Source organism: Deltaproteobacteria bacterium, assembly GCA_016874755.1.
Classification (GTDB): Bacteria; Desulfobacterota; Binatia; order UBA9968; family UBA9968; genus DP-20.
On sequence record VGTH01000007.1, the window covers coordinates 23,733 to 45,068 of the forward strand.

The 21,336-nt window shown below is 58.6% G+C and carries 20 protein-coding genes; 15 read left to right on the forward strand and 5 right to left on the reverse strand.

Going from position 1 to position 21,336, the window contains the following annotated elements; genetic code table 11:
* Positions 1–68: 68 nt before the first annotated feature.
* From FJ145_05935 to FJ145_05965, 7 genes are all read left to right on the forward strand, one after another.
* Positions 69–791, forward strand: a complete 723-nt coding sequence (locus FJ145_05935) for a hypothetical protein (GenBank protein MBM4260969.1) — start codon at positions 69–71, stop codon at positions 789–791.
* Between the two features lie 66 nt (positions 792–857).
* On the forward strand, positions 858–2,141 hold the full coding sequence (locus tag FJ145_05940) for a histidine--tRNA ligase (protein ID MBM4260970.1): 1,284 nt from the start codon (positions 858–860) through the stop codon (positions 2,139–2,141).
* Positions 2,141–3,955 (forward strand): aspartate--tRNA ligase, encoded by a 1,815-nt coding sequence (aspS, locus tag FJ145_05945; protein MBM4260971.1) that lies wholly within the window; start codon positions 2,141–2,143, stop codon positions 3,953–3,955. Before FJ145_05940 ends, aspS begins: the two co-directional genes overlap by 1 nt.
* A 6-nt stretch (positions 3,956–3,961) precedes the next feature.
* Positions 3,962–4,612, forward strand: coding sequence for a hypothetical protein (locus FJ145_05950; protein MBM4260972.1), 651 nt, complete (start codon positions 3,962–3,964; stop codon positions 4,610–4,612).
* 68 nt (positions 4,613–4,680) lie between these two features.
* On the forward strand, positions 4,681–6,123 hold the full coding sequence (locus FJ145_05955) for a hypothetical protein (protein ID MBM4260973.1): 1,443 nt from the start codon (positions 4,681–4,683) through the stop codon (positions 6,121–6,123).
* A 109-nt stretch (positions 6,124–6,232) separates the two neighbouring features.
* On the forward strand, positions 6,233–7,246 hold the full coding sequence (locus tag FJ145_05960; protein MBM4260974.1) for an ABC transporter substrate-binding protein: 1,014 nt from the start codon (positions 6,233–6,235) through the stop codon (positions 7,244–7,246).
* A gap of 14 nt (positions 7,247–7,260) precedes the next feature.
* Positions 7,261–8,220, forward strand: a complete 960-nt coding sequence (locus FJ145_05965; GenBank protein ID MBM4260975.1) for a branched-chain amino acid aminotransferase — start codon at positions 7,261–7,263, stop codon at positions 8,218–8,220.
* Positions 8,221–8,274: 54 nt separating this feature from the next.
* On the opposite strand, the gene FJ145_05970 is transcribed toward FJ145_05965, so the two are convergent.
* Positions 8,275–8,400, reverse strand: a complete 126-nt coding sequence (locus FJ145_05970) for a hypothetical protein (GenBank protein ID MBM4260976.1) — start codon at positions 8,398–8,400, stop codon at positions 8,275–8,277.
* On the opposite strand from FJ145_05970, the gene FJ145_05975 reads away from it, so the two are divergent.
* On the forward strand, positions 8,354–9,013 hold the full coding sequence (locus FJ145_05975; GenBank protein ID MBM4260977.1) for an RES domain-containing protein: 660 nt from the start codon (positions 8,354–8,356) through the stop codon (positions 9,011–9,013). The two genes, FJ145_05970 and FJ145_05975, sit on opposite strands and share 47 nt — an antisense overlap.
* A 53-nt stretch (positions 9,014–9,066) precedes the next feature.
* On the forward strand, positions 9,067–10,320 hold the full coding sequence (locus FJ145_05980; GenBank protein MBM4260978.1) for an AmpG family muropeptide MFS transporter: 1,254 nt from the start codon (positions 9,067–9,069) through the stop codon (positions 10,318–10,320).
* On the opposite strand, the gene FJ145_05985 is transcribed toward FJ145_05980, so the two are convergent.
* The 3 genes from FJ145_05985 to FJ145_05995 all read right to left on the reverse strand — a co-directional run bounded on the left by FJ145_05985 (position 10,299) and on the right by FJ145_05995 (position 14,196).
* Positions 10,299–11,273 (reverse strand): TIGR04348 family glycosyltransferase, encoded by a 975-nt coding sequence (locus tag FJ145_05985; GenBank protein ID MBM4260979.1) that lies wholly within the window; start codon positions 11,271–11,273, stop codon positions 10,299–10,301. The genes FJ145_05980 and FJ145_05985 overlap by 22 nt on opposite strands.
* Before the next feature lie 14 nt (positions 11,274–11,287).
* A complete protein-coding gene (locus FJ145_05990; GenBank protein MBM4260980.1) occupies positions 11,288–12,712 on the reverse strand; it encodes an ergothioneine biosynthesis protein EgtB in 1,425 nt (474 codons plus the stop codon).
* 344 nt (positions 12,713–13,056) lie between these two features.
* A complete protein-coding gene (locus tag FJ145_05995; GenBank protein ID MBM4260981.1) occupies positions 13,057–14,196 on the reverse strand; it encodes a hypothetical protein in 1,140 nt (379 codons plus the stop codon).
* A gap of 110 nt (positions 14,197–14,306) precedes the next feature.
* Between FJ145_05995 and FJ145_06000 the strand changes: the two genes are divergently transcribed.
* Genes FJ145_06000 through FJ145_06010 form a run of 3 tightly spaced genes read left to right on the forward strand, consistent with a single transcriptional unit; the run spans position 14,307 to position 16,675 of the window.
* Complete coding sequence (locus tag FJ145_06000) at positions 14,307–15,086, forward strand: formylglycine-generating enzyme family protein (protein ID MBM4260982.1); 780 nt, start codon at positions 14,307–14,309, stop codon at positions 15,084–15,086.
* A gap of 16 nt (positions 15,087–15,102) precedes the next feature.
* Positions 15,103–15,744 (forward strand): LysE family translocator, encoded by a 642-nt coding sequence (locus FJ145_06005; protein ID MBM4260983.1) that lies wholly within the window; start codon positions 15,103–15,105, stop codon positions 15,742–15,744.
* 1 nt (position 15,745) lies between these two features.
* Complete coding sequence (locus tag FJ145_06010) at positions 15,746–16,675, forward strand: fatty acid desaturase (GenBank protein ID MBM4260984.1); 930 nt, start codon at positions 15,746–15,748, stop codon at positions 16,673–16,675.
* Here FJ145_06010 and FJ145_06015 read toward each other — a convergent pair.
* On the reverse strand, positions 16,672–17,703 hold the full coding sequence (locus tag FJ145_06015) for an L-histidine N(alpha)-methyltransferase (GenBank protein MBM4260985.1): 1,032 nt from the start codon (positions 17,701–17,703) through the stop codon (positions 16,672–16,674). The two genes, FJ145_06010 and FJ145_06015, sit on opposite strands and share 4 nt — an antisense overlap.
* Before the next feature lie 59 nt (positions 17,704–17,762).
* Here FJ145_06015 and FJ145_06020 point away from each other — a divergent pair, with 59 nt between their 5' ends.
* From FJ145_06020 to FJ145_06030, 3 genes are all read left to right on the forward strand, one after another.
* Positions 17,763–18,533 (forward strand): ATP-binding cassette domain-containing protein, encoded by a 771-nt coding sequence (locus tag FJ145_06020; GenBank protein MBM4260986.1) that lies wholly within the window; start codon positions 17,763–17,765, stop codon positions 18,531–18,533.
* A gap of 2 nt (positions 18,534–18,535) precedes the next feature.
* Positions 18,536–20,119 (forward strand): ABC transporter permease subunit, encoded by a 1,584-nt coding sequence (locus tag FJ145_06025; GenBank protein MBM4260987.1) that lies wholly within the window; start codon positions 18,536–18,538, stop codon positions 20,117–20,119.
* Positions 20,120–20,208: 89 nt separating this feature from the next.
* Positions 20,209–21,255 (forward strand): amidohydrolase, encoded by a 1,047-nt coding sequence (locus tag FJ145_06030; protein MBM4260988.1) that lies wholly within the window; start codon positions 20,209–20,211, stop codon positions 21,253–21,255.
* The last annotated feature ends 81 nt before the right edge of the window (positions 21,256–21,336 follow it).

Genomic DNA, 21,336 nt, shown 5'->3' on the forward strand with positions numbered 1-21,336 from the left:
CGTAGCCTAAACTTCAAAGTTTAGCGATCCTGCAGTTTTCGTAAGTCCTCATCGATTTAAGCGGTTGTATGCAAATCCTCCAGATCACGCTCTGGCTCTACGGAACTGCGCTCAAGAAATCCCTGGAGTGCGTGCGTAAGAACTGGGTGGTGAGTTTCGCGCCGGTTGCCTACGGCATCGTGATGTCGGCGGTGGGCATGATCGCGTGGCGCCTCGGGTTTCTCGGTGGTTTTCTGATCGGCTTGGCAGCCCAGGCCTGTATCAGCTCCGGGCTCCACCTGATTGGCAACATGATTCAGCAGGGCAAGGCCGATTTCGATGACTTTATCAAAGGCTTCACTGTCTACCTATGGGAGTTGCTCGGCATCGCTTTCATTCTGTGGATTCCTATGCGGCTGGCGGCGATGGCGCTCGCCGGTGTGCCCAACGGCGGTTTGATTTATCTGATGCTGCAAATTGCCGTTTATGTTTTTCTTAACCCGGTGCCCGAGCTGGTTTATCAATCGCGCACCTCGGGGTTGGGGCTGCTCAGCGCCAGCTACAAGTTCATCGGGGAAAATTGGATCGAGTGGTTTATTCCCAATGTCATTCTTTTAATCGGCGGCTACTTCCTGTGGAACCTTGTCAGCGCGCTCCTCTTGGGCATGCCGGGAATCCTGGCGACCTTCATCGAGCTTTTCGTGCTCGGATTGGCATTGACCTACATCATGCTGTTTCGCGGTTTCCTCTTTGCCGAACTCTACGGTTCGACCCGCCGTAGCCGCGAATATCGCTTCCGCGCCCGCGGCTAACGCCTCGGCCGTTTGAACTTGCCGGGTTCTTATGGTGTCCTAGTTAAGTTCAATTCTAGTTATCCCATGAAAGTAACCAGTATCAGAGGCTTCGCCGATGTGTTCCCCGGCGAAGTGGAGACGTGGCAAGCCCTGGAGGCGGCGGCGCGGCGGGTTTTTGCGGCGTATAACTTTGGTGAAATTCGCATTCCGATTCTAGAAAAGACCGAGCTCTTCAGCCGCTCCATCGGCGAGACCACCGATATCGTCGAAAAGGAGATGTACACTTTCGAAATCCGCGACAGCCGCAACCCCGACGCCGTGCCCGCGGAGAGGGTCACCATGCGACCGGAGGGCACGGCGGGTGTCGTGCGCGCCTACGTGGAATCGGAAATGTACAAGGTCGAACCGGCGCGCAAGCTCTATTATCTCGGTCCGATGTTCCGCCGCGAACGGCCGCAGAAGGGACGCATGCGTCAGTTTCATCAGATCGGCGCTGAAGCGTTCGGCCGTGAGGATCCGTTCATCGATGCGGAAATCCTGTTGATGGTCAACGACCTGTTCGCCGCGGTGGGTTTGACCGAGCCGATCCTGCAGCTCAATTCGCTCGGCTGCTCCCAATGCCGGCCCGAATACCGGACTAAGTTGTTGGGTTTTCTCAAGGAGCGTGAAGCTGCGCTCTGCGGCAACTGTCAGCGGCGCATCGAGCGCAATCCCCTGCGCGCTTTGGATTGCAAGGAGCCCGGCTGCATCGATGCGACGCAGGATGCGCCGGCGATTGTCGATTCGCTGTGCGCGGCTTGCCGCGAGCATTTTGAAACTGTGCAGCGTTTACTGTGGGTGACCCACGTCGAGTTTAGGCTCAATCCGCGCATGGTGCGCGGCCTGGATTACTATTGCCGGACGACGTTCGAGTGGACGACCAGTTTATTGGGCTCGCAAAGCGCCGTGGGCGGCGGCGGCCGCTACGATGGCTTGGTCCAAGAGCTCGGCGGGCCGCCGATTCCCGGCGTCGGTTTTGCGCTGGGCGTCGAGCGGTTGACCATGCTTTTGCGGCAAAATCAGACCGATGCGGCGGCCGAGCCGTCCGTTTATTTTGCTTGGCTCGGCGACAAAGCGCGCGATTGGGCGTTTCCGGTCGTGCACCGTTTGCGGCGAAACGGCTTGGCGGTGGAGCTCGAAGCCGAGGCGCGCAGCCTGAAGAGCCAGATGCGCCGCGCCGACAAACTCAAGGCGTCCACGGTGGTGATCGTCGGCGACAATGAGCTGGAGAAAAGTATCGCAGTGCTGCGCGACATGGCGAGCAAGGTTCAAGAAGAAATCGGTTTAGATGTTTTAGAGGCCAAGCTGGTGGCGAGGAAGGCGAGTTAATGGCGGAGCGAGTTTTTAGCGATCAGTTGGGAGAGTGGAAGCGCAGCCGCTACTGCGGCGAGCCGCGCAAGGACGCGGTTGGGCAAGAGCTGACGCTGTTTGGCTGGGTGCATTCGCGGCGCGACCATGGCGGCGTGATCTTTGTCGATTTGCGCGATCGCAGCGGTATTTGCCAGGTGGTTTTCAATCCGGAAGTCGACGGCGCTTCCCACGAAAAGGCCAAACAGCTCCGCTCCGAGGACGTGATCGCCGTGCGCGGCAAGCTGGCGCCGCGCAGCGCCGAGACGATCAACCCTAATCTCGCCACCGGTGAAGTCGAGTTGATGTGCCAGGAGCTGCGCTTGCTCAACGCCTCGGCGGTGCCGCCGTTTATCATCGACGATGAGACCGACGCCAACGAGAACACCCGGCTCAAATATCGCTACCTCGATCTGCGCCGGCCGCAAAGCCTAAACCCTTTGCTGCTGCGCTACCGTATGACCAAATTGATTCGCGACTACCTCGACGGCCAGGGTTTCATCGACGTCGAAACCCCGGTGCTGACCAAGAGCACGCCGGAGGGGGCGCGCGACTATTTGGTCCCGAGCCGCATTTACCACGGCAAGTTCTATGCGCTGCCGCAGTCGCCGCAGCTGTTTAAGCAAATTCTCATGGTCGGCGGGCTCGACCGCTATTTTCAAATCGTTAAATGTTTTCGCGACGAAGATTTGCGCGCCGACCGCCAGCCAGAGTTTACCCAGCTCGATATGGAGCTGTCCTTTGTCCAACCCGAAGATGTCATGCAGGTCGTCGAGGGAATGATTTCCCTGTTATTTAAAAAACTGAAAGACATCGACGTCAAGCGTCCGTTTGCGCGGGTTACTTGGCATGAGGCGATGGCGCGTTTCGGCTCGGACAAGCCGGATATGCGCTTTGGCTTGGAGCTGTGCGACTTTACCGACGCGCTGCGCCACTGTAAGGCCAAGGTTTTCGCCAGCGCCATCGAGAAGGGCGGTGTCGTCAAAGGCTTGCGCATCCCCAAACAACACGAGCTGTCGCGCAAAGACCTCGACGACATGACGCCGTTCGCCGCGACTTTTGGCGCTAAAGGCATCGCCTACACGCGCATCACCGAGCAGGGCTGGCAGTCGCCGATCGCCAAGTTTCTCTCCGAGACCGAGCAAAAAGACATTGAGAAAATCGCCGGCGCCGAAGTCGGCGACGTGGTGCTGTTTTCCGCCGATACTTTCAAAATCGTCAACGACGCGCTGGGTGCCCTGCGTTTGCACATGGGCGAGAAGCTCGGCTTGATTCCTGCCGATCAGTTCGCGCTGGTCTGGGTGGTCGATTTTCCGCTGATGGAATTCGATCCCGAGGAGAAGCGCTACGTGGCGTTGCATCATCCGTTCACCGCGCCGTTGGATGAAGACTTGCCGCTGCTCGATTCGGAGCTGGCCAAGAGCCGATCGAAAGCCTACGACTTGGCGTTGAACGGCATGGAGATCGGTGGCGGCAGCGTTCGTATCCATCAACTCGAACTGCAGAAAAAGATTTTTGGCTTGATGGGCATCGGCGCCGAAGAGGCGCAGGCGAAGTTTGGCTTTTTTCTCGAGGCGTTGAGCTTTGGTGCGCCGCCCCACGGCGGCATCGCCTTTGGCGTCGATCGCTTGGCGATGTTGTTGAGCGGCGCCAAGTCGCTGCGTGACGTGATCGCGTTTCCCAAGAGCCAGCGCGCCGTCTGTATGCTCACCGAGGCACCTTCGGAGGTCGACGCGCGCCAGCTGCGCGAGTTGAGCATAAGCGTCAATGCCGCGGAGAAGAGCGCCGCAAAATAGATTGAAATGATCTATCGATTCTTGCTTCTGATGTTGCTCTGTGGCTGCGGCGCCGCCAGCGGCAATCTGCAGAGCCGCCATTCCAGCGATGTGGCGGCCCGCGGGATCCGCCGCATCGCGGTGCTGCCACCGACCGCAGTGGCGGGGCAGAAGGCCGCTATCCCTTTTACCGCCCCGGTTGGCGTGCCGCGCGCAACGGAGCGCGAGGCGCCCGAGATTTTGGCGCGGCAACTCTATTTGTCGCTGGCTAGCCTGGGTCAATGGCAGATCGTCTCTGAAAGTGAAGTGCGCGAAGTCGACACGGCTAGTTTGGGCGGCGAGGCGGCGCGCATGCAGCGGGTCGGCGAGATGGCCTATGCCGATGCCGTCTTGACCGGAACGGTGCTGCGTTTTCGCGAGCGCGTCGGCGAAGAGTGGGGCGCCAAGAGCCCAGCGTCTGTGGCCTTCACCCTCGAATTGGTGGACGTGTGCCGCGGCGACGTGGTTTGGTCGGCGCGCTTTGACGAAACCCAGAAATCCCTCAGTGAAAATCTCATGGGTGTGTTTCAAATCGGTGAGCGCGGGCTGCGCTGGCTAAGCGCCGAAGAGCTAAGTTCCGAAGGTGTCAAGCAGGCGATCGGCCAGCTGCATCGCTTGCTGGTGAAGAATCCCAACTAGACTCAGTTTCTAATCAATCGTGCTCGTGGGGGCGAGGTGCAACCTCGCGCCGAAATTCGCTTTCTTGGATGATTTCTCGCATCAAGGCTCTGTTTGAGCTCGACCTGCGCTCGCTCGGCTGTTTTCGTATCGCGGTCGCGGCGGTCGTGCTTGCCGATGTCCTTTTGCGCGCCCTAGATATGGACGCTCTGTATGGTGCTCGCGGCGTGTTGCCGCCCACCGTGGCGTCGACCTTGTGGGATTGGCGCACAGTTTATTCCCCGTTTACACTATTATCCGACGCGCCCCTACTACTTTGGACCGGCTTTACACTGATTGGGTTCGCCGCGGTCTTGCTTGGGCTTGGGATCGCACCGCGCCTTGCGGCGGCCATTGCTTGGTTTCTTCTCGCCGGGCTACAAAATCGCAACCCGCCTTTGTACATGGTTGGCGATCGCTATTTGCTGCTGCTCCTCATGTGGTGTGTATTGCTGCCGACGGGCGCGCGCTTTTCGCTTCGTCCAGCGGCGCCGGGGGTGACGACGCTACGCTCCTGGGCGGCCGCCGGTTTGTTATTGCAACTCTTCGTGGCGTACACGCTGACCGGATTTAAAAAAACCGGTGCCGAATGGTTCGATGGCACAGCCATTTGGTACGCGCTCAACTTGCCCGACAATGTTCGTTGGCTGGGAAGTTGGCTCGCGCTCCAGCCGGATCTTACCGTCCCCCTATCCCATATCGTCAAATGGGGCGAAGCCCTGATGCCCGTCGTTTTGTTCTCGCCGTGGTGCAGCGGTGTCTGCCGGCTCATGGTGGTAGGTTTTTTTTGGCTATTCCACCTCGGGATCGAGGCAACGATGCAGATCGGCATTTTTCAGTTTGTTGGCATTGCGGCTTGGACAGCGGCGCTGCCGCCGCTCGTTTGGCAATGGTTCGAAACGCGCGCGAAGCGCCGTGAAACTTCTACGACTCGATACGCGCTTGTCGGATTTTCCTGGACGGTGGATCGCCTCGCTATCGGATTGCTGTTTTACATGCTGACGCAGTTGGTCTTTAACGTGGGTGGTATCATGCTCGCCGGTGTCCCAGACCCCGGTCCGAGGTGGGTCAATTTCATTGCTCATACGCTGCATTTTCAGGAAGGTTGGGCGATGTATATGCGCGTGTCGCGAGTGCAGCGCTGGGTGGTTGTGCCAGGAAGATTGATCGACGGCACGGAGATCGATGCTTTGCGAGAGACGCCGCTGGTATGGAACAAGCCGGAAAACTTTCAATCCGCTCAAGGTGGCTTTCGCTGGACCCATTACCTGACCAACGCGACTCTCAAGGCGAGTTTCGAGGCAAAGCTGGCAAGCACCCACGAGCCCCTGCTCGGTTATCTATGCCGGCGCTGGAACCAACGCCACGGCGGCCGGCGCCGCTTGGAACATGTCGAGTTGAGCATCGTCAATATTGCCACCCCGGAGCTTGGAGTTGCCACGCCGTCAGCTCAGGTGGAGCGCAACGTTGCCAACCGAGATTGTTCGCCGTAGCGAAAAATCCGCTCTCAGACAAATTTCTCGCTTGACTCTTGTTTCGCGCTTCCACTAAGGTGAGGCGGTCTTGGGCTCGTCATCTCTCCGTCACGAAAGGAGCATATTCATGGTTTACCTTCGAGCGGTGTTTGTCGTTCTCGCGCTAGCTTGTTTCCATCGAGAGTTTGCCCAAGGCGCGGCCGCGCCGACCAAGATGGTGATTGCCTATGCGTCGATCAGCCCGCGCGTCTCGCCGCTCTGGGCTGCCGACGAACAAGGCTTCTTTCGTAAGAATGGCATTGAGCCGACGCTGATTTTTGTCCGCGGCGCGCCGACGCTGGTGGCAGCGCTGGCGTCCGGCGACATGGACGTTGGCTATACCGGTGGCACGGCCGTCTTGGGTGCAGCGGCGGGTGGACTAGATCTGAAGATCATAGCCGTTCTCACCAACCGTGTGACCTACGATTTGGTGGCCCGCCCGGAGATCAAAAGGGTTGAAGATCTGCGCGGCAAGCGCTTCGGCGTCACCAGCATCGGCGGTACCCTTTGGATGGGCGCGGTGCTGGGCCTGGAGAAGCTTGGCATCGACAGTAACAAAGATGATATTCGTTTTCTCGTGATCGGCGACCAAGGCGAGTTGAGCCACGCGCTGGTGACAAACCGCATCGATGCCACGGTGACCGATATCGTGTTTAGTAAACGACTGCGCGAGAAGGGCTTCCCGGTGCTGGCGGAGTTTCACAAGACCACGTTGCCGATCACCAGCACGAGTCTAGTGGCGCGCCAAGCCCTGATACAAAAGAGCCCGCAGCTTATGGAGGGTTTCGTCAAAGCGGTGCTTGAAGGCATCGCCTTTGTTTCGAGCCCAGCTCATAAGGCGGCAACGCTGAAACTTTTGCAGCGCCGTTTGCGCGTCAGCGAGAAGGACGCCGAAGAAGGTTTCACCGATATGTTGATCGGGATGGACAAAAAGCCGTTTCCCTCGCTGGAAGGGCTGCGTAACATTCAACGGTTGATGAGACAGCGCAACCCCAAACTGGGAGAGATCAAAGCGGAAAATCTAATTGACGACCAGATCCTGCGCCGGCTGGAGAGCACGGGCTATATCGATCAGCTCTTTGCGGCCTACGGCGTAAAGTAAACGGAGACAAAGTTATGGAAGAACGCATTATCTATCTGAACGGCTCATTTGTGCCCGAGAGTCAAGCAAAGGTGTCGGTGTTCGACAGCGGCTTCAACTCCGGCGACGGCGTTTACGACGTCACGCGCACCTTCGCGCACAAACCGTTTCGCCTGCGCGACCACGTCGAGCGGCTGTTTCGTTCTTTGCAATACACGCGCATCGATTGCGGCTTGTCGCCGGGTGAGATGGAAAAGATTTCGCTCGAAGTCATCGAGCGCAACCGGCCGCTCTTGGCGGCCAACGAGGATTTGGCCCTCTGGCAAGTCGTCAGCCGCGGCCTGCGTTCGCCGCGCGGCAATCGCGTCGCCGGCGGCGCGACGGTGGCGGTCTACTCGGTCATCGTCAATTTTCCCGAGTTTGCCAGTTTCTATGTCGAAGGCGCGCCCATCGTGATTCCCTCAACCCGGCGTGTGCCGCCGGAGTGTGTCGAATCCAAGGCCAAGATAACCAACAAGATGAACCACATCATGGCGAGTTTCGAAGCCAAGCAAGTCGATCCCAGAGCGATCCCGCTGATGCTCGATATCCATGGCAACTTAAGCGAGACCAGCGCGCATAATTTCTTTTTGGTGGTGAATGGCAAGTTATGCACGCCCACCGATCGCAACGTGCTGGGCGGCATTACTAAAGTTGCAGTTTTTGAGCTTGCGGCCCAGCTTGGCATCGAGATCGTTGAGGATGAGTTCACGCCGTTTGACCTCTACACGGCGGAAGAAGCCTTTCTCGCCAGCACCAGCCCCACCATTGTGCCGGTGCGCAGCGTTAACGGCGCTAAAATTGGCAAAGGCGCTCCGGGTCCGATGACGCTGCGCCTAATCGCCGCCTGGAACAAGATGGTTGGCATGGATATGGTCGATCAATCGCTTAGCCATCTCGACCAGGACGAGCGCGATCGGCTCGCGGCGTTGTGGCGCAACAAGAGGGCGGCGTAACTATCGCACGGGTTGCAATTTTCTCTTCGCCGCATTCGCGCCGGCCGCCATTAGTTAGCTGACTTTTTGTGCGGCCAACTGGCGCGCAAAGGAGAGGCACTCGCTACAAATCTGCTGTTCTGATGCGCCTACCATGCGCTGCCCGGGACCACTCCTGCGGCGGCAAAACGAGCAGCGCAGCTTGGCATTGCCATCAACCGGCGCAGTTGTTCGACGGCAAGACGGCGCTTTCCTAAATCTTGCAAGGCCGCATCAGCGAAGTTGCCGATCGCTACGAAGTGCTGCTGCGATACCAGGCATGAGCGCAGCCGAGACGATTGATCACGCGCACGAACCGGTATTTCGCGTCCTGCGAGCCGATCGGCAAAACGCGCTCGATGCGTCTTTCAGCCAGAAGGCCATCGACAACCGTTGGAACCATAGCGAGTTTGCCGCGCTTTACTTGTGTTGCAGCGTCGAAGTGGCGCGCGCCGTGGCCCGCGACATTCTCGGCTACGGTGGCATCGATGTCCACGACCTTCACGCCGAATATCTGCCGGAGTTGATCCATGTCAGCTGGCACGGGCCAGTCGTTGACGTTACCTCAGCGCACGGCATAGCCGCGGTCGATCTTCCGTCAGACTACCCGAAGAACTGCGATAAGAGATCGACGCGAAGACTGGCGCAACAATGGTTCCAGCAAAAGTACGAAGGCGTCGTTTGCCGCAGCGCCTCGATGATGCGGCGCGGCGGGGATGCTGGCAGGCCGGTCACGAGGTCTGGAGTGAGCTGGCACTATTCGTTGACAACCTAAAGCGAAAACCAACAAAGGCAAAAAGAAGCCCGCTCGTGCTATAGTCGACAGACATGGCTGCTTGGTTCTGGAAATTTCTCGGTGCCGGCGCGGCGCCGCCGCAGTCGCGCAAGAAGCTCGGCGTGGTGGCGTTGCTTTATTTTATCCAAGGCGCGCCGGCGGCGATTCTTTGGGAAGTGTTGCCGGTCTACTTTCGCATCAACGGTGTCTCGCTCCGCGCCATCGGCGGGCTGCGTTTGCTTGAGTTGCCCTATTCTTTGAAAGTGTTTTGGTCGCCGCTGGTGCATCGCTATGGCGACCGGCGTTTGTGGATTCTTGCCTGCATGCTCGGCATCGCGGCCGTGCTGTTCGCACTGCCGTTTGTGGAGGTCGCTGCGGTGGGGTTGATCGTGCTGGTTTTGATTCTCGCGCTGACCACCTTGTCGGCGACCCAAGACGTCGCCATCGATTCCTATTCCGTCGGTTTGGTCAACCGTGATGAAGAGGGCGCTGCCAATGGGGTGCGCGCCTCGGCGTACCGCGTGGCTCTTGTGGCGGTGGGTGGTGGATTGGTGTTTCTCGCAGGTGTGCTGGCATGGAATTCTTTGTTTTTCTTGGCAGCCGCGGTGTTTGTGCTGCTTGCACTCGCGTCGCTCGCCATCCCACAGCTCAGTTTGCCGCCGCAAGCCCGCGAACATTGGTTCCAAGGCTTCGCTTCTTGGGCCGGCACTTGGCGCGTCGTGCCGCTGATTCTATTCGTCTTGACCTACAAGTTGGGCGAGTTCGCCATCGGCCCGATGGTGAAGCCGTTTTGGGTCGACTATGGCAAGGCGATCTGGCCGGTGAAAGAAGACTTGATGTTTCAGATCGGGCTGTTCCCGACCACGTTTGGCATTGTCCTCAGCGTCGTCGGCGCTTTGTTAGGCGGTGCGTTTATTTCACGCTTTGGCATTTTTCACGGCGTCTGGGCGTTGGGGCTGCTCCAGGCGGTGTCGAACATGGGCTACTCGTTTGTCGAGTGGCTCGATCTCGGCCGCTATGGCCTCTACGGTGCATCGATGTTCGAGTCGATTTCCGGTGGCCTTGGCACAGCGGCGTTCTTGGCGTTTTTGATGAACGTCTGTGACAAACAGCATGCCACCGTGCAGTACGCGTTTTTGTCTTCGGTGTTTTCTCTGACCGGACGCCTGATTGGCGCAATCAGTGGTTTGGGTGCGGAGAAGTACGGCTACGGGAATTACTTCGCGATCACGTTTCTGTTGTCAATGCCCGCCTATCTGCTTTTGCCGTGGATCAAAGGCTGGATTCACGAAGCGCCGCGCTCATGAGCGGCATGAGTCGTGGACCATTTCTCTAGCTCCCGCAGCAACAGCTTCCAACTATTGATTTCGCGTCGCGGTTGCACCAGCGGTGCGACCCGGGCGCAGCGGCGTTTCAAAGTGTGATAAAAAATCTTGTCGGTTTCGGCGCGGTGCAGAAGGCGCGCTAGGTCGGCGGTATCGCCGACGCGAAAGTAGCCTGGGTAATCCTTGCCCAAGGTGCCGATCAGGCCGGGAATCTTGCTGGCGATCACCGGCACGGAAGACGCCAGCGCCTCCGACAAGACGTTGGAGCTGCCTTCCATATGCGAGCTGATGACAAGGAGATGGCTATGCGCCAGTACGCGGCGCGTCATCCAATAGGGCAGCTCGCCGGCCAGCCGATAGCGCGGGTTCCTGGCTGCCACCTGGCGCGCTTCGACGCCGAGTTTTTTGTCGAGCACTTTGCCAATATGCAAAACTTCGATCTTCGACGTCGGGGGCAGGAAGCGCAGCGCCCATGGCGTGCACAGCGGGTCCTTTTCTTTGCGCAAGTGGCCAATGACGCAGACCCGGAAGGTGCGCTCGGGGTTAGGCGGCTGTGGCGCATAGGGCTCGGCCGATTGATAGATGATGCGGGTCTTTGAATGCAGCCGCTTCGGCAGCTCTTCCAGGGCTTGCTGCTGCAAAACCACCAACCGGGTGGCGAGCTCCAGAGATGGTTGCGCCCGCGCGTCGATTTTAATGTCGTGGTAAATATCCGTGCCGGTCAAAATCAAGACCAATGGGTTGTTAGGGTAGCGCTCATGATAGGCGCGCACCGAGCGCGCGCTGCGGCGCGCGTGCAGCGCGATTAACATGTCGCAGGGTGCTCCGGTGTAACGCGGCTCGAAGGTGACCTTGTGACCGAGGGCCCGAACGATCCGGCCGAGACGCACGGCGGTGATCTTATTGCCGTTGTTAAACGCCGGTGGTGTGGGTATGACGATTCGTATCTTCACGGTTTTTCAAGTGCACAGGTGCGAAAACCAGCCCAGACATCGCGCCGATCTGGCGTGTAAAAATTTCTCCAGCTATTGCGAATGAGCAGAGATGAAGTTGCCCAGCAGCCGCCGCGCAAGACTTTGTGGCTGCCGAACCAGGGCTGCGAATATTCTTTGTAAGGATCAACGGAAAACCCCGGGTACGGTTGAAAATCGCTCGCGGTCCATTCCCAAACGTTGCCGATCATCTGGCGGCAGCCAAAGGCGCTGTCGCCTTGGCCGTGGGCGCCGACATCGACCGGGCCGCCGCTATGCCAATCGAGATTTGCTTCGGCCAGCGTCGGCGCCTGATTTCCCCAGGGGAAATAGCGCCGCTTTGCAGCTTGCGTAAGTTTGCCATCGGCTGCTTCAGCTGAGGCAGCAACTTCCCATTCCACTTCAGTGGGTAAACGGCGCTGCGCCCAGCGGCAGTAGGCGTCGGCTTCGTACCAGCTGACGTGGAGCACCGGCAATTGTTCGTTCAGCTCGACATAGCGATCGTAGATGCCTTGTTGCCAGTTTGCGCCGGCGCGGCGCCAATAGACCGGGTGATCTAGGCGGCGCGTGTACTCCAGCCCATCTGACTCCTCGTCCATGTTGCGCTTGAAAAAGCCGGCGAACGATTGTTCCAACTGCGGGGCGCCGCCGGACTCCAACCAATGCCAACCGGCGTCACTCCAAAATTGGCGCTCGCGATAACCGCCGGCTTCGACGAAAGCCCGAAATTCTCCGTTGGTCACTGCCCGGCGCGCAATGCGAAAGGGTTTTACCCGCACTGGGTGCGCCCACTTTTCGTTGTCGAAGACAAAGGGAAAATCGCTTGTCGCGCCGAGCAAAAAATCGCCGCCCGGAATAGCGACGTCGCCGCCGCAGGGCTCCGCGTGGCGCGACGTCGCCGGTGCGGTGGCGGTCGTTTGTGGTGCCGTATAGCCGAGGGTCTGGCGCGTGTAAGCGAGCGCCTCGGCATGCATGCCTTCGTGAAACAGCGCGAGCAGATAAAAATAAAACTCAGCGTCGGAGAGCTGCGCTTTGTCGCTAAAGTTGCTTATGCTGCGTTCAAGCACTTCGGCCATGTAATCGTAGGTTTTTTGGCGCGGCGGCAGCAGCAGCTCCCAGCGGGTATCGTGGGCCACGTCCGTGGAATTGTAAAGCCGATCGCCGTCGCTCAGCAAAGGCTCATCGCCGCGCAGATGGCGCAGCACCCAAAACTCGCTAAACCAGGCCACATGGCCGATCTCCCAGAGCGGCGGATTGACGATGGCAAGACGCGGCCCGATCATTTGCTCATCGCTAAGGTCGGCGACGAGCGCCAGCGTGTGCGCGCGAAATTGGCGCATGAGCCGCACCAGCTCGCCTGGGTCGAGCTGGGCGAGCGGATAGTCAACCCGGTTCGTTGTCATCGTCACGGTCAGTCGCTAAGTCTTTTTAAGCTTGTGCAACAGGCGTAAGTGAAAACGAAGTTGTCAGCGATTTCGACGGGAGCACGCCATTGTCTCCCAGATCGTTGCCGTCCCGATAATCTGCAAATTCAGTGAGCATTGTCTTAGCGAAGTTGTAGGGTTTGGCGGGGCTACCGATAAACTTTCTCGCGAGCACGGACGAAATGCACCGCTGGTTCGGCGTGGAATCCGTGAGATTGAAATCGTCAATGTGTACAAATTTGATCTTTCTTCTGTTTCTATCGTCCTGGCACAAAACCGGCGTAATAACAAGAGCAACACTTAGAAACTCAAATCATGACAAATCATGACAAAACGTCCTTTCCCATCTGATTGAGCCAATTCTTGAGCTCCAGCGCCCAAGCGCGTCGTCGATGGCCCGTAAAATATTTAAGCGTTGAAAGCAGTTGCCGCTGCAGCGGCCGCGTCAGCTGGAGCGATTGTGGGTTTTTCTTGGCGGCCTGACGACGCTCGCAATAGAGTCGCAGGTTGCGCCAGTGACGCCGATCGGCGGCGCCAAATTTTTCTTCCACGATGGTGCGCCAGCTCACCTCGGGGCGATAGGCTCGCGGTGCTCGAGCGTAGTCAAAACAAGTTGCCAACGGCATAAAGCTCAACTCTTGCTGCAACAATGGATTGTTCAGATAGCCGTAGACGTGTTGCGGTAAGCGCGGGTCGCGTCCGAGTAGCGGGCCGATGTGCAATTCGTCCGCCATCGATAGATCGTTAACCGGATAGTTGTCCCACAGGATCAATCGGCGAGCGATTCTCCTTTGGACTTTGCGAACATGCGCAAGAGAGATTTCCTTGGGAACTACCGCGGGCCCGGTCCACATGCACGCCACGTCCTGGGGCAGTGTTTCGGCGAGCTTCTCTAAAAAGTTGTCTTCGAAAGCGCCAAAGACGCGCGCCAGTAACGGATCGGGCGTGTAGTAGGAAGGGCAGATCCACCATTCGACGTCGTGCCATGAGCTCGGCTGATGCTCGACAATTTTGCCGAGCCAATTTCCCTCGGCGCGTGCCAGGCTATTGCAATATTGTCGCCGGTCGCGCGCCTGCGTGAGGCGCGAGGGAATGTCGTCGAATAACACGGCGAACGTGCGCACCCCGGCATCGTAAAAGCGCTGCGCCTTGCGCAGCAAGATGCGCACGGGCTCGTCGTCGGAGAAGCACAAACCGGCGCCCGGGTGAAAGCCATAGACAAATGCGATCTCGCTTCGCCGTGCCGTGCTAATGAGTCTGGTAAGCTCGCGCCATTGTTTCGGCGGGTAGGGAAAGCGCCAGCGCAGCCGATGGTAGGGATCGTCTTTGGGCGCGTATAGATAAGTATTCATGCCCCGGGCTTGGCCGAAGGCGAACAGGCGCTTGCGGTGCGCCATGCTCCAGAGCGGGCCGAAGAAGCCTTCGACGATACCGCGCCGCTGGAATGTTAAGGACCGTGTCATTTTCAGCGGGTAACTTTGGCACAGCTCGGCACGGCCCACAACCGGGCAAATTTTTGTTAGCGACGCGCTTGCGCTTGCGGACGATCGACGTAAATATCTAAGCGTTCATTATGTTTCTCGCCATCGTACTGTTGCTCGCACTGGCGCCGCCGCTGTGCGGCGCGCAATCGCCGACGGCGATGGTGCGCGTTCCTGCCGGCGCGTTTCTGATGGGCAGCAACGACGGCCCGGAGGATGAGCGGCCGCAGCACAGCGTTACTCTGGCGGAGTTTTTCATCGACCGCACGCCGGTGACCAATAGACAGTTCGCCGAATTCTTAGATGCACTCGGGCCGCGGGGAACGCAAGGAGAGAAGTACTACGATATCGACGATAACGATGCGCGGGTGCACCGGGTCGGCGGCAAATGGCGCGCGGATGCCGGGCATGAGAATCATCCCGTGGTGGAAACATCGTGGTTCGGCGCGTTAGCTTTTTGCCGGTGGGCTGGCAAACGTCTGCCGACGGAAGCCGAATGGGAAAAAGCCGCGCGCGGCAGCGACGGTCGTAAGTATCCCTGGGGCAACGAAGCGCCTGATCGCACGCGCGCTCACTTCGGCGCCGGTTGGAACGATCTGCGGCCGGTGGACGGCGCGCCGAAGGGCGCCAGCCCCTACGGAGTATTCGATATGGCGGGCAATGGGTGGGAGTGGGTGAGCAGCGCCTACCTGCCTTATCCCTACGATGCTAAGGATGGTCGCGAGGAGTTGAGCAAGGATCAGGTCCGCGGCACAAGAGGCGGTGGCCATGATTCGCGCCCCGATGAGCTAACGACGTCTCACCGCGGGCGCCAGGTGTCGCGCAATTTTCGCTCGGGCCATCACAACATCACCTTTCGCTGCGCGCGTTAAATTTTCGCAACCACCCATGCGCCTGGATCTGTTCATCGAAGGTATCCTCATCGGCTTCGTAGTTGCTGTCCCAGTGGGGCCGCTGGGGCTGCTGTGCATCAATCGTGCGCTCATGTTGGGACCGCTCTGCGGTCTGTTTTCCGGATTCGGTGTCGCCACGGCCGATGCGCTGGCCGCTGGCATAGCCGCGCTGGGCATAACGCTGATCTCCGGTTTTCTCATCGATCACCAGTTCTTGCTGCGGCTCATCGGCGGATTCTTTCTCCTCTATCTCGGCATCAAGATCTATCGCACGCCGCCGAAAATCGAGCCGCCGCCCAGCGGTGTCAATGGTTTACTAAGCGCCTACGTCACGACGTTCTTTTTGACTGTCACCAACCCGGTGACGATCTTGTCCTTTATCGCCATCTACGCGGGCTGGCAGGTGCAAAGTTTGCACGGCAACTACCCGGGCGCTGCGGTGTTGACGTTCGGTGTGTTTATCGGCTCCTCGCTGTGGTGGGTGGCGCTATATCTCGGGCTGACGGCGTTTCGCGAACGGTTTAGCTTGGAAATGTTGGGTTGGGTGCATAAAGTTTCCGGCGTCGTGATCGCTGCCTTTGGCTTGGTCGTGCTGTTGAGCGTGCCGGTGAAACAGCTCATGGGAGCCGGCTTCTAAGATGGATGTGCAGGAAAGCCGGGATGACCTCTCCGGCAGGTTCAATATTGCGCTCGCCAGTTTCTACGCGGCGCTTTGGCTGTTGCAATATTTCCTGATGCCGCTTTTTTTACTGCCCAAGGATCGTGGTTGGGCCTGGCTGCTCTTGCCACTGGCGCTGCTGAACAATCCCTATTGGAGCCTTTTGCACGAAGCGATCCACGATCTGTTTCATCCACAGCGTCAGCTTAATGCCTTCTTTGGCCGCATGCTGTCGGTGCTTTTCGGTTCGCCGTTTCGCATCCTGCGCTTGAGCCACCTTTTGCACCACAAGCTCAACCGCACCTTGGCTGAAGCCACCGAACCTTACGATGCCAGCAAGACCTCCTGGACACGGGCGTCGCTGGGCTACTATTTCCAAATCTTCGGCGGCTTATATCTTGGCGAATTGATGAGCTCGGCGTTGTTTTTTCTGCCCAAAGCGCTGCTGCGCCGCGTTAAGGATCGCTTCATCGATCCCAAGTCGGTCAGCGGCATCCTGATGCAAAGCTGGACCCAAGATGCCGCGCTGCGCGAGATTCGCCAAGACGGCGCGCTAATCCTGTTGTGCTTGGGCCTGGCTTTTTACTGCTATGGCGAGAATTGGCCGATGCTGTTGGGAGTCTCGGCCGCGCGCGGTTTTTTGATTTCGTTCTTAGACAACGTCTATCACTACCGCACGCCCATCGACGATGTTTTTTACGCACATAATTTGCGGCTTCCCGCGCTTGCGGCGAAGTGCTTGTTGAACTTTAATCTGCACGGCATCCATCATCAAAACCCGGCAATCCCATGGCACCGGCTGCCGGCGAGCTTCGCCCAACAAAGGGAAATATTTCATGGCAATTATTTTGCGGCGGCAGCCAGCCAGCTCGGCGGTCCGATTGCGGCAGAAAAGTTGGTGCGGCACTAAATGGACTTCTTGAACAGCAGCAGGGAGAACCATTCTTTAGCGTCGGTGAAGTGGCCGACGCTGTGTAGGCCGAAATAGCGAAACTGCTCTTGCAAACGGAGCGGGTCGAACTTGCGGCTGATCTCGACCAAGATTCTTTCATTTTTGTGCCAGTGAAAAGCTGAGCCGTAGCTGGGGAAGTGAATTTCCTGAGCCGCATTGGCGACGGCATACATTTCGATTTGGCTCCACTCCGGGTTGAACCACGAATGGTAGCGCATCTTGCTTGCGTCGAAGTTGCTGCCGGTCAGCCGGTTGATGTTGAGAAAGACATTTAGAATGAATTCGGCGGTGAGTCCCTTTGCGTCGGCGTAAGCCGGTTCCAGAGTGTTCACATCTTTTACGCGGTCGGCGCCGAGTAGCAGAAAATCATTGGGGCCCATGGCGTCAGCCAGCTCGCTAAAGAAGTGCACGAAGGCCGGCGGATTGAAATTGCCGATGGTGCTGCCGAGAAAAACGAACAGCGTCGGCAGCGCTCTGTCGATGCTGCCAAAGCCGGTCTCGTAACGGGAGTGCAGGCCGTGAAATTCGACGGCGGGAAATTCTCTGGCAACGGCGTCACGCGACGCCTGCAGCCCCGAAATGCTTACGTCGATGGGGGCGAAGATCGTGCGGCTGCGCTGGAGTGTTTGTGCGGTCAGCAAATGGACCGTTTTCTTGCTGAAGCCGGCGCCCAGCTCAACGATGCACTCCACCGGCGCCGCGGCGATGATTTTTTCGGCATCGCGCTCGAGGATGCTGTTTTCGGTGCGCGTCAGATAGTATTCCGGCAGCTCGCAGATTTGCTCGAACAGCTCGGAGCCGCGCTCGTCATACAGATGAAAGGCTTCCAACCAGCGCGGTTGGTCCCACAGGGTTTTCATGACTGAGCGCGCCGGATCTTCGATGTGATTCCCGCCCACCGGTGCCCAGATGGCCGGTTCTTCCGAATGCCATAATTGTTTTTGGCCCGCGGCAAAAAACTCGGGTTTGCATGTGATCGCGCTCATGCCTTGTTGACTATAGAGGATTTATCGCTGGATTGTCTAATCCACGTCGTGTTAAACCCTTGCACATGAGCGCCGAGCGCAGCATCGAGTTCGATCGTGTGAGTTTCCGCTTGCCCAACGGCAAGACTTTGCTCAGCGATCTGACGCTTGCGGTCAACCGCGGCGAGACGCTCGTGCTGCTGGGCCGCAGCGGCTCAGGAAAAACCACGACGATGAAGCTAATCAATCGGCTCATCGATCCGACGAGCGGTGAGCTGCGCATCGAAGGCAAGCGCACCGTCGAATGGGACGCCATTGCGCTGCGCCGCCGCATTGGCTATGTGATTCAAGAGATCGGGCTGTTTCCGCATCTTACGATCGAGGAAAACATCGGTGTCGTGCCGCGCCTGGAAGGTTGGCAGCCGGATAGGATTGCCAGCCGGGCGCGTGAGTTACTCGCGATGGTTGGCTTGGAGCCGGCACGTTTTGCTTCGCGTTATCCGAAGGAGTTGTCCGGCGGGCAGCGCCAACGCGTCGGCGTGGCGCGGGCGCTGGCCGCCGACCCGCCGATCATTTTGCTCGATGAGCCCTTCGGCGCCCTCGATCCAATTACTCGCCGCGAAATTCAGCAAGAGTTTCGCATGCTGCAGGAAAAGCTCCACAAGACCATGGTCTTTGTCACGCACGACATCGGCGAAGCTTTTATTCTTGGCACGCGCATCGCGCTCTTGAAGGATGGCGAGATGATTCTGCTCGGCCCGCCGGCGGAACTATTAGAATCGCCCCATTCCGAAGCGCGCGCGTTTGCCGACTGTTTTCGCGACGGTCAAACCGTGGGGAGACCGGCGTGAGCCTGCTAGAGTTTTTCAGCCACAACAGCGGTGAAGTCGTAACGCTGATCATCGAGCATCTGTTTCTCGTCGTGGTGTCAGTTGGCATTGCCGTCGCCATCGGCGTGCCGCTGGGGATTCTGCTAACGCGCAAGCCGGCGCTCAGCAAACCGATTCTCGGTTTTGCCAACATCATGCAGACGGTGCCGAGCTTGGCGCTGTTCGGCTTTTTGATTCCACTCAATCTGTACCTGTTTCACTTCAAGATCCTCGGTGGCATCGGCGCGCGCACGGCGATAGTTGCGTTGGTGCTTTATTCATTGCTGCCAATCATTCGCAACACGTTTACCGGTATCAGCAACGTCGATCCCGCCATCCGCGAGGCCGGACGCGGCATGGGCATGACCGACCGGCAATTGCTCTTTCAAGTGGAGTTGCCGCTCGCCCTCGGCGTAATCATTGCCGGCATCCGCGTCGCCACCGTGATTTGCGTGGGCACGGCGACCATCGCGGCGGCGATCGATGCCGGCGGGCTGGGCCGCTATATTTTTCGCGGCCTGCGCGCCAACGATAATACCTTGATACTCGCCGGCGCGGTGCCGGCGGCGTTGATTGCGCTCTGCGCCGATTTACTGCTCGGCTACGCGGAGCGGGCGATCTTACTGAGCAACGCGGTTAAACAAAACGCCAAAAAGGTTCTTTGGGCCGGCGGCGCCGTGGCCACCGCTGTGCTGCTGTTTGGCATTGTCACGGCGCTGCGCGCCGGGCCGGCGCAAAAAATCGTCGTCGGCTCGAAGGACTTCACCGAGCAAGTCATTCTCGGTGAACTGTTGGCTCAGGCGATCGAGGCCAAAACCGATCGCCAAGTGGTGCGCCGCTTCGATCTGGGCGGCAATCTCGCGCACGAAGCGCTGGTTGCCGGCGAAATCGATCTCTATGTCGAGTACACCGGCACCGGTCTGTTGGCGATTCTCAAGGAAAAGCCGTTGGCCGATCCACAGCAGGTCTACCGCCGGGTTCAAGCGGAATACTCTAAGCGCTTCAACGCCCACTGGACCGAACCGCTCGGCTTTAACAACACTTTTGCCATCCTCGTGCGCGGCGACGACGCGCGCAAGTTTAATCTTAAGACCGTCACCGACGCGGCGAAGATTTCCGCCCAGTGGCGCGCCGGCTTTGGGCAAGATTTCATGTCGCGCGCCGATGGTTACCCCGGCTTCGGCAAAGCCTATGGTTTTCACTTCCAAGAGATACGCGAGATGGATTTGTCGTTGACCTATCGCGCGTTGGCCGAGAAGCAGGTCGATCTGATTGCCGGTAACTCGACCGACGGACTGATAAGCCGCTACGGCCTATTTCAGTTGGATGACGACCGGCATTATTTTCCACCCTACGACGCGGTTCCGGTGGTGCGTCAAGCGGCGCTCGACAAGCATCCTGCTTTGCGTGGTTTGCTCAAGCAATTGGAAGGTGTTCTCAGCGTCGATGAGATGCGCAAGCTGAACTATGCGGTGGATGGCGAGAAGCGCCAACCGAAGGATGTCGTTCGCGAGTTTCTTGCGCGCAAGGGACTGCTACTCGATAGTAAAATTGCGCTTTTAAAATAGCCGCACATTATTGGCTCCGCCCGCGATATTTGTTATGTCAAACTAGGGCCAAAGTCGTAGCTTCTTTGCCCGGAAAGTGAGGAGAGGCAATGGCAAAGGTCAAAGGATTCATCGATGCCGATGGGCATGTGGTAGAGGCTGATCGCGAGCTGCTGGATTTCTTGCCGGGAAACTTCAAGGGTAGGGAGGATCTGCTGTCGTTTCCGTTTTTTCCCACGCTCGACGGTTTTCATCGCCAGGCGCGCCGTGTGATGGACGGCAAAGGCCGCTTCATCGCCAAGGCGAGCTTGAAAGAGTGGCAGGAATTTCTCGACGAAGACGAAATTGCCTGGTCAGTGCTCTATCCCACCACCGGGTTAACCTTCGGCCTGGTGCGTGACCCGGACTGGGCCTGCGCACTGGCCACCGGCTACAACAACTATCTCTACGAGACTTTCACCAGGCACGAGAAGCGCCTCAAGGGCATGGCGCTGATTCCGCTGCAAAATATTCCCGCGGCGGTGAACGAGCTGCGCCGCGCTATCAAAGAACTGGGCTTTGTCGGTGCTGTCTTGCCGGCCGTCGGATTACGCCATCCCTTCGGCGACGACAGATATTTTCCCGTATACGAATCCGCCCAGGAATTGGGCGCGCTGCTCGCGGTGCATGCGGCGCCGACGCAAGGCATTGGCGTCGACGGCTTCGACAAATTGATCGAAGTGCGCACGCTGAGCCACGGCTTTGGCCAGATGATCCAAGTGACCAGCATGGTCTACAACGGCGTGTTCGATCGCTTTCCGCGCCTAAAAGTCGCGTACGCCGAAGCCGGCTGCGGCTGGGTGCCCTACCTGATGGAACGGTTAGATTTGGAATACGAGCATCGCAGCGCCCAAGCGCCGGCCTGCAAGGTTCTCCCGTCGGAGCATTTCAAGAGCGGGCGCATCTTCATCCACTGCGAGCTGGAAGACCGCTGCATCCACCAGATCGCCGACGGGCTGCGCGACGATATTTTGTTTTGCGCCAGCGATTTCCCGCACGAGCCGCGCCGCGAGTTTCGCGAGAACATCGAGCGCTTCATGGCGCGCGAAGATGTCAGCGCCGAGACCAAACATAAGATCTGCTTCGAAAATCCCAAGCGCATGTATCCGCTGGCGTGAGCCAACGCGCGGGCGCCGTACGTGAGCGAGAAGGGTCTGCAGGCGGTGATCGATTTCATCCGCCAGCGCAAGCCGCACACG

Bases quoted from the DNA above. Each gene is read 5' to 3' on its own strand.
- FJ145_05935 (MBM4260969.1), top strand. From the start codon at position 69: ATGCAAATCCTCCAGATCACGCTCTGGCTCTACGGAACTGCGCTCAAG.
- FJ145_05940 (MBM4260970.1), top strand. From the start codon at position 858: ATGAAAGTAACCAGTATCAGAGGCTTCGCCGATGTGTTCCCCGGCGAA.
- aspS (MBM4260971.1), top strand. From the start codon at position 2,141: ATGGCGGAGCGAGTTTTTAGCGATCAGTTGGGAGAGTGGAAGCGCAGC.
- FJ145_05950 (MBM4260972.1), top strand. From the start codon at position 3,962: ATGATCTATCGATTCTTGCTTCTGATGTTGCTCTGTGGCTGCGGCGCC.
- FJ145_05955 (MBM4260973.1), top strand. From the start codon at position 4,681: ATGATTTCTCGCATCAAGGCTCTGTTTGAGCTCGACCTGCGCTCGCTC.
- FJ145_05960 (MBM4260974.1), top strand. From the start codon at position 6,233: ATGGTTTACCTTCGAGCGGTGTTTGTCGTTCTCGCGCTAGCTTGTTTC.
- FJ145_05965 (MBM4260975.1), top strand. From the start codon at position 7,261: ATGGAAGAACGCATTATCTATCTGAACGGCTCATTTGTGCCCGAGAGT.
- FJ145_05975 (MBM4260977.1), top strand. From the start codon at position 8,354: ATGCGCTGCCCGGGACCACTCCTGCGGCGGCAAAACGAGCAGCGCAGC.
- FJ145_05980 (MBM4260978.1), top strand. From the start codon at position 9,067: ATGGCTGCTTGGTTCTGGAAATTTCTCGGTGCCGGCGCGGCGCCGCCG.
- FJ145_05990 (MBM4260980.1), bottom strand. From the start codon at position 12,712: ATGACAACGAACCGGGTTGACTATCCGCTCGCCCAGCTCGACCCAGGC.
- FJ145_05995 (MBM4260981.1), bottom strand. From the start codon at position 14,196: ATGACACGGTCCTTAACATTCCAGCGGCGCGGTATCGTCGAAGGCTTC.
- FJ145_06000 (MBM4260982.1), top strand. From the start codon at position 14,307: ATGTTTCTCGCCATCGTACTGTTGCTCGCACTGGCGCCGCCGCTGTGC.
- FJ145_06005 (MBM4260983.1), top strand. From the start codon at position 15,103: ATGCGCCTGGATCTGTTCATCGAAGGTATCCTCATCGGCTTCGTAGTT.
- FJ145_06010 (MBM4260984.1), top strand. From the start codon at position 15,746: ATGGATGTGCAGGAAAGCCGGGATGACCTCTCCGGCAGGTTCAATATT.
- FJ145_06015 (MBM4260985.1), bottom strand. From the start codon at position 17,703: ATGAGCGCGATCACATGCAAACCCGAGTTTTTTGCCGCGGGCCAAAAA.
- FJ145_06030 (MBM4260988.1), top strand. From the start codon at position 20,209: ATGGCAAAGGTCAAAGGATTCATCGATGCCGATGGGCATGTGGTAGAG.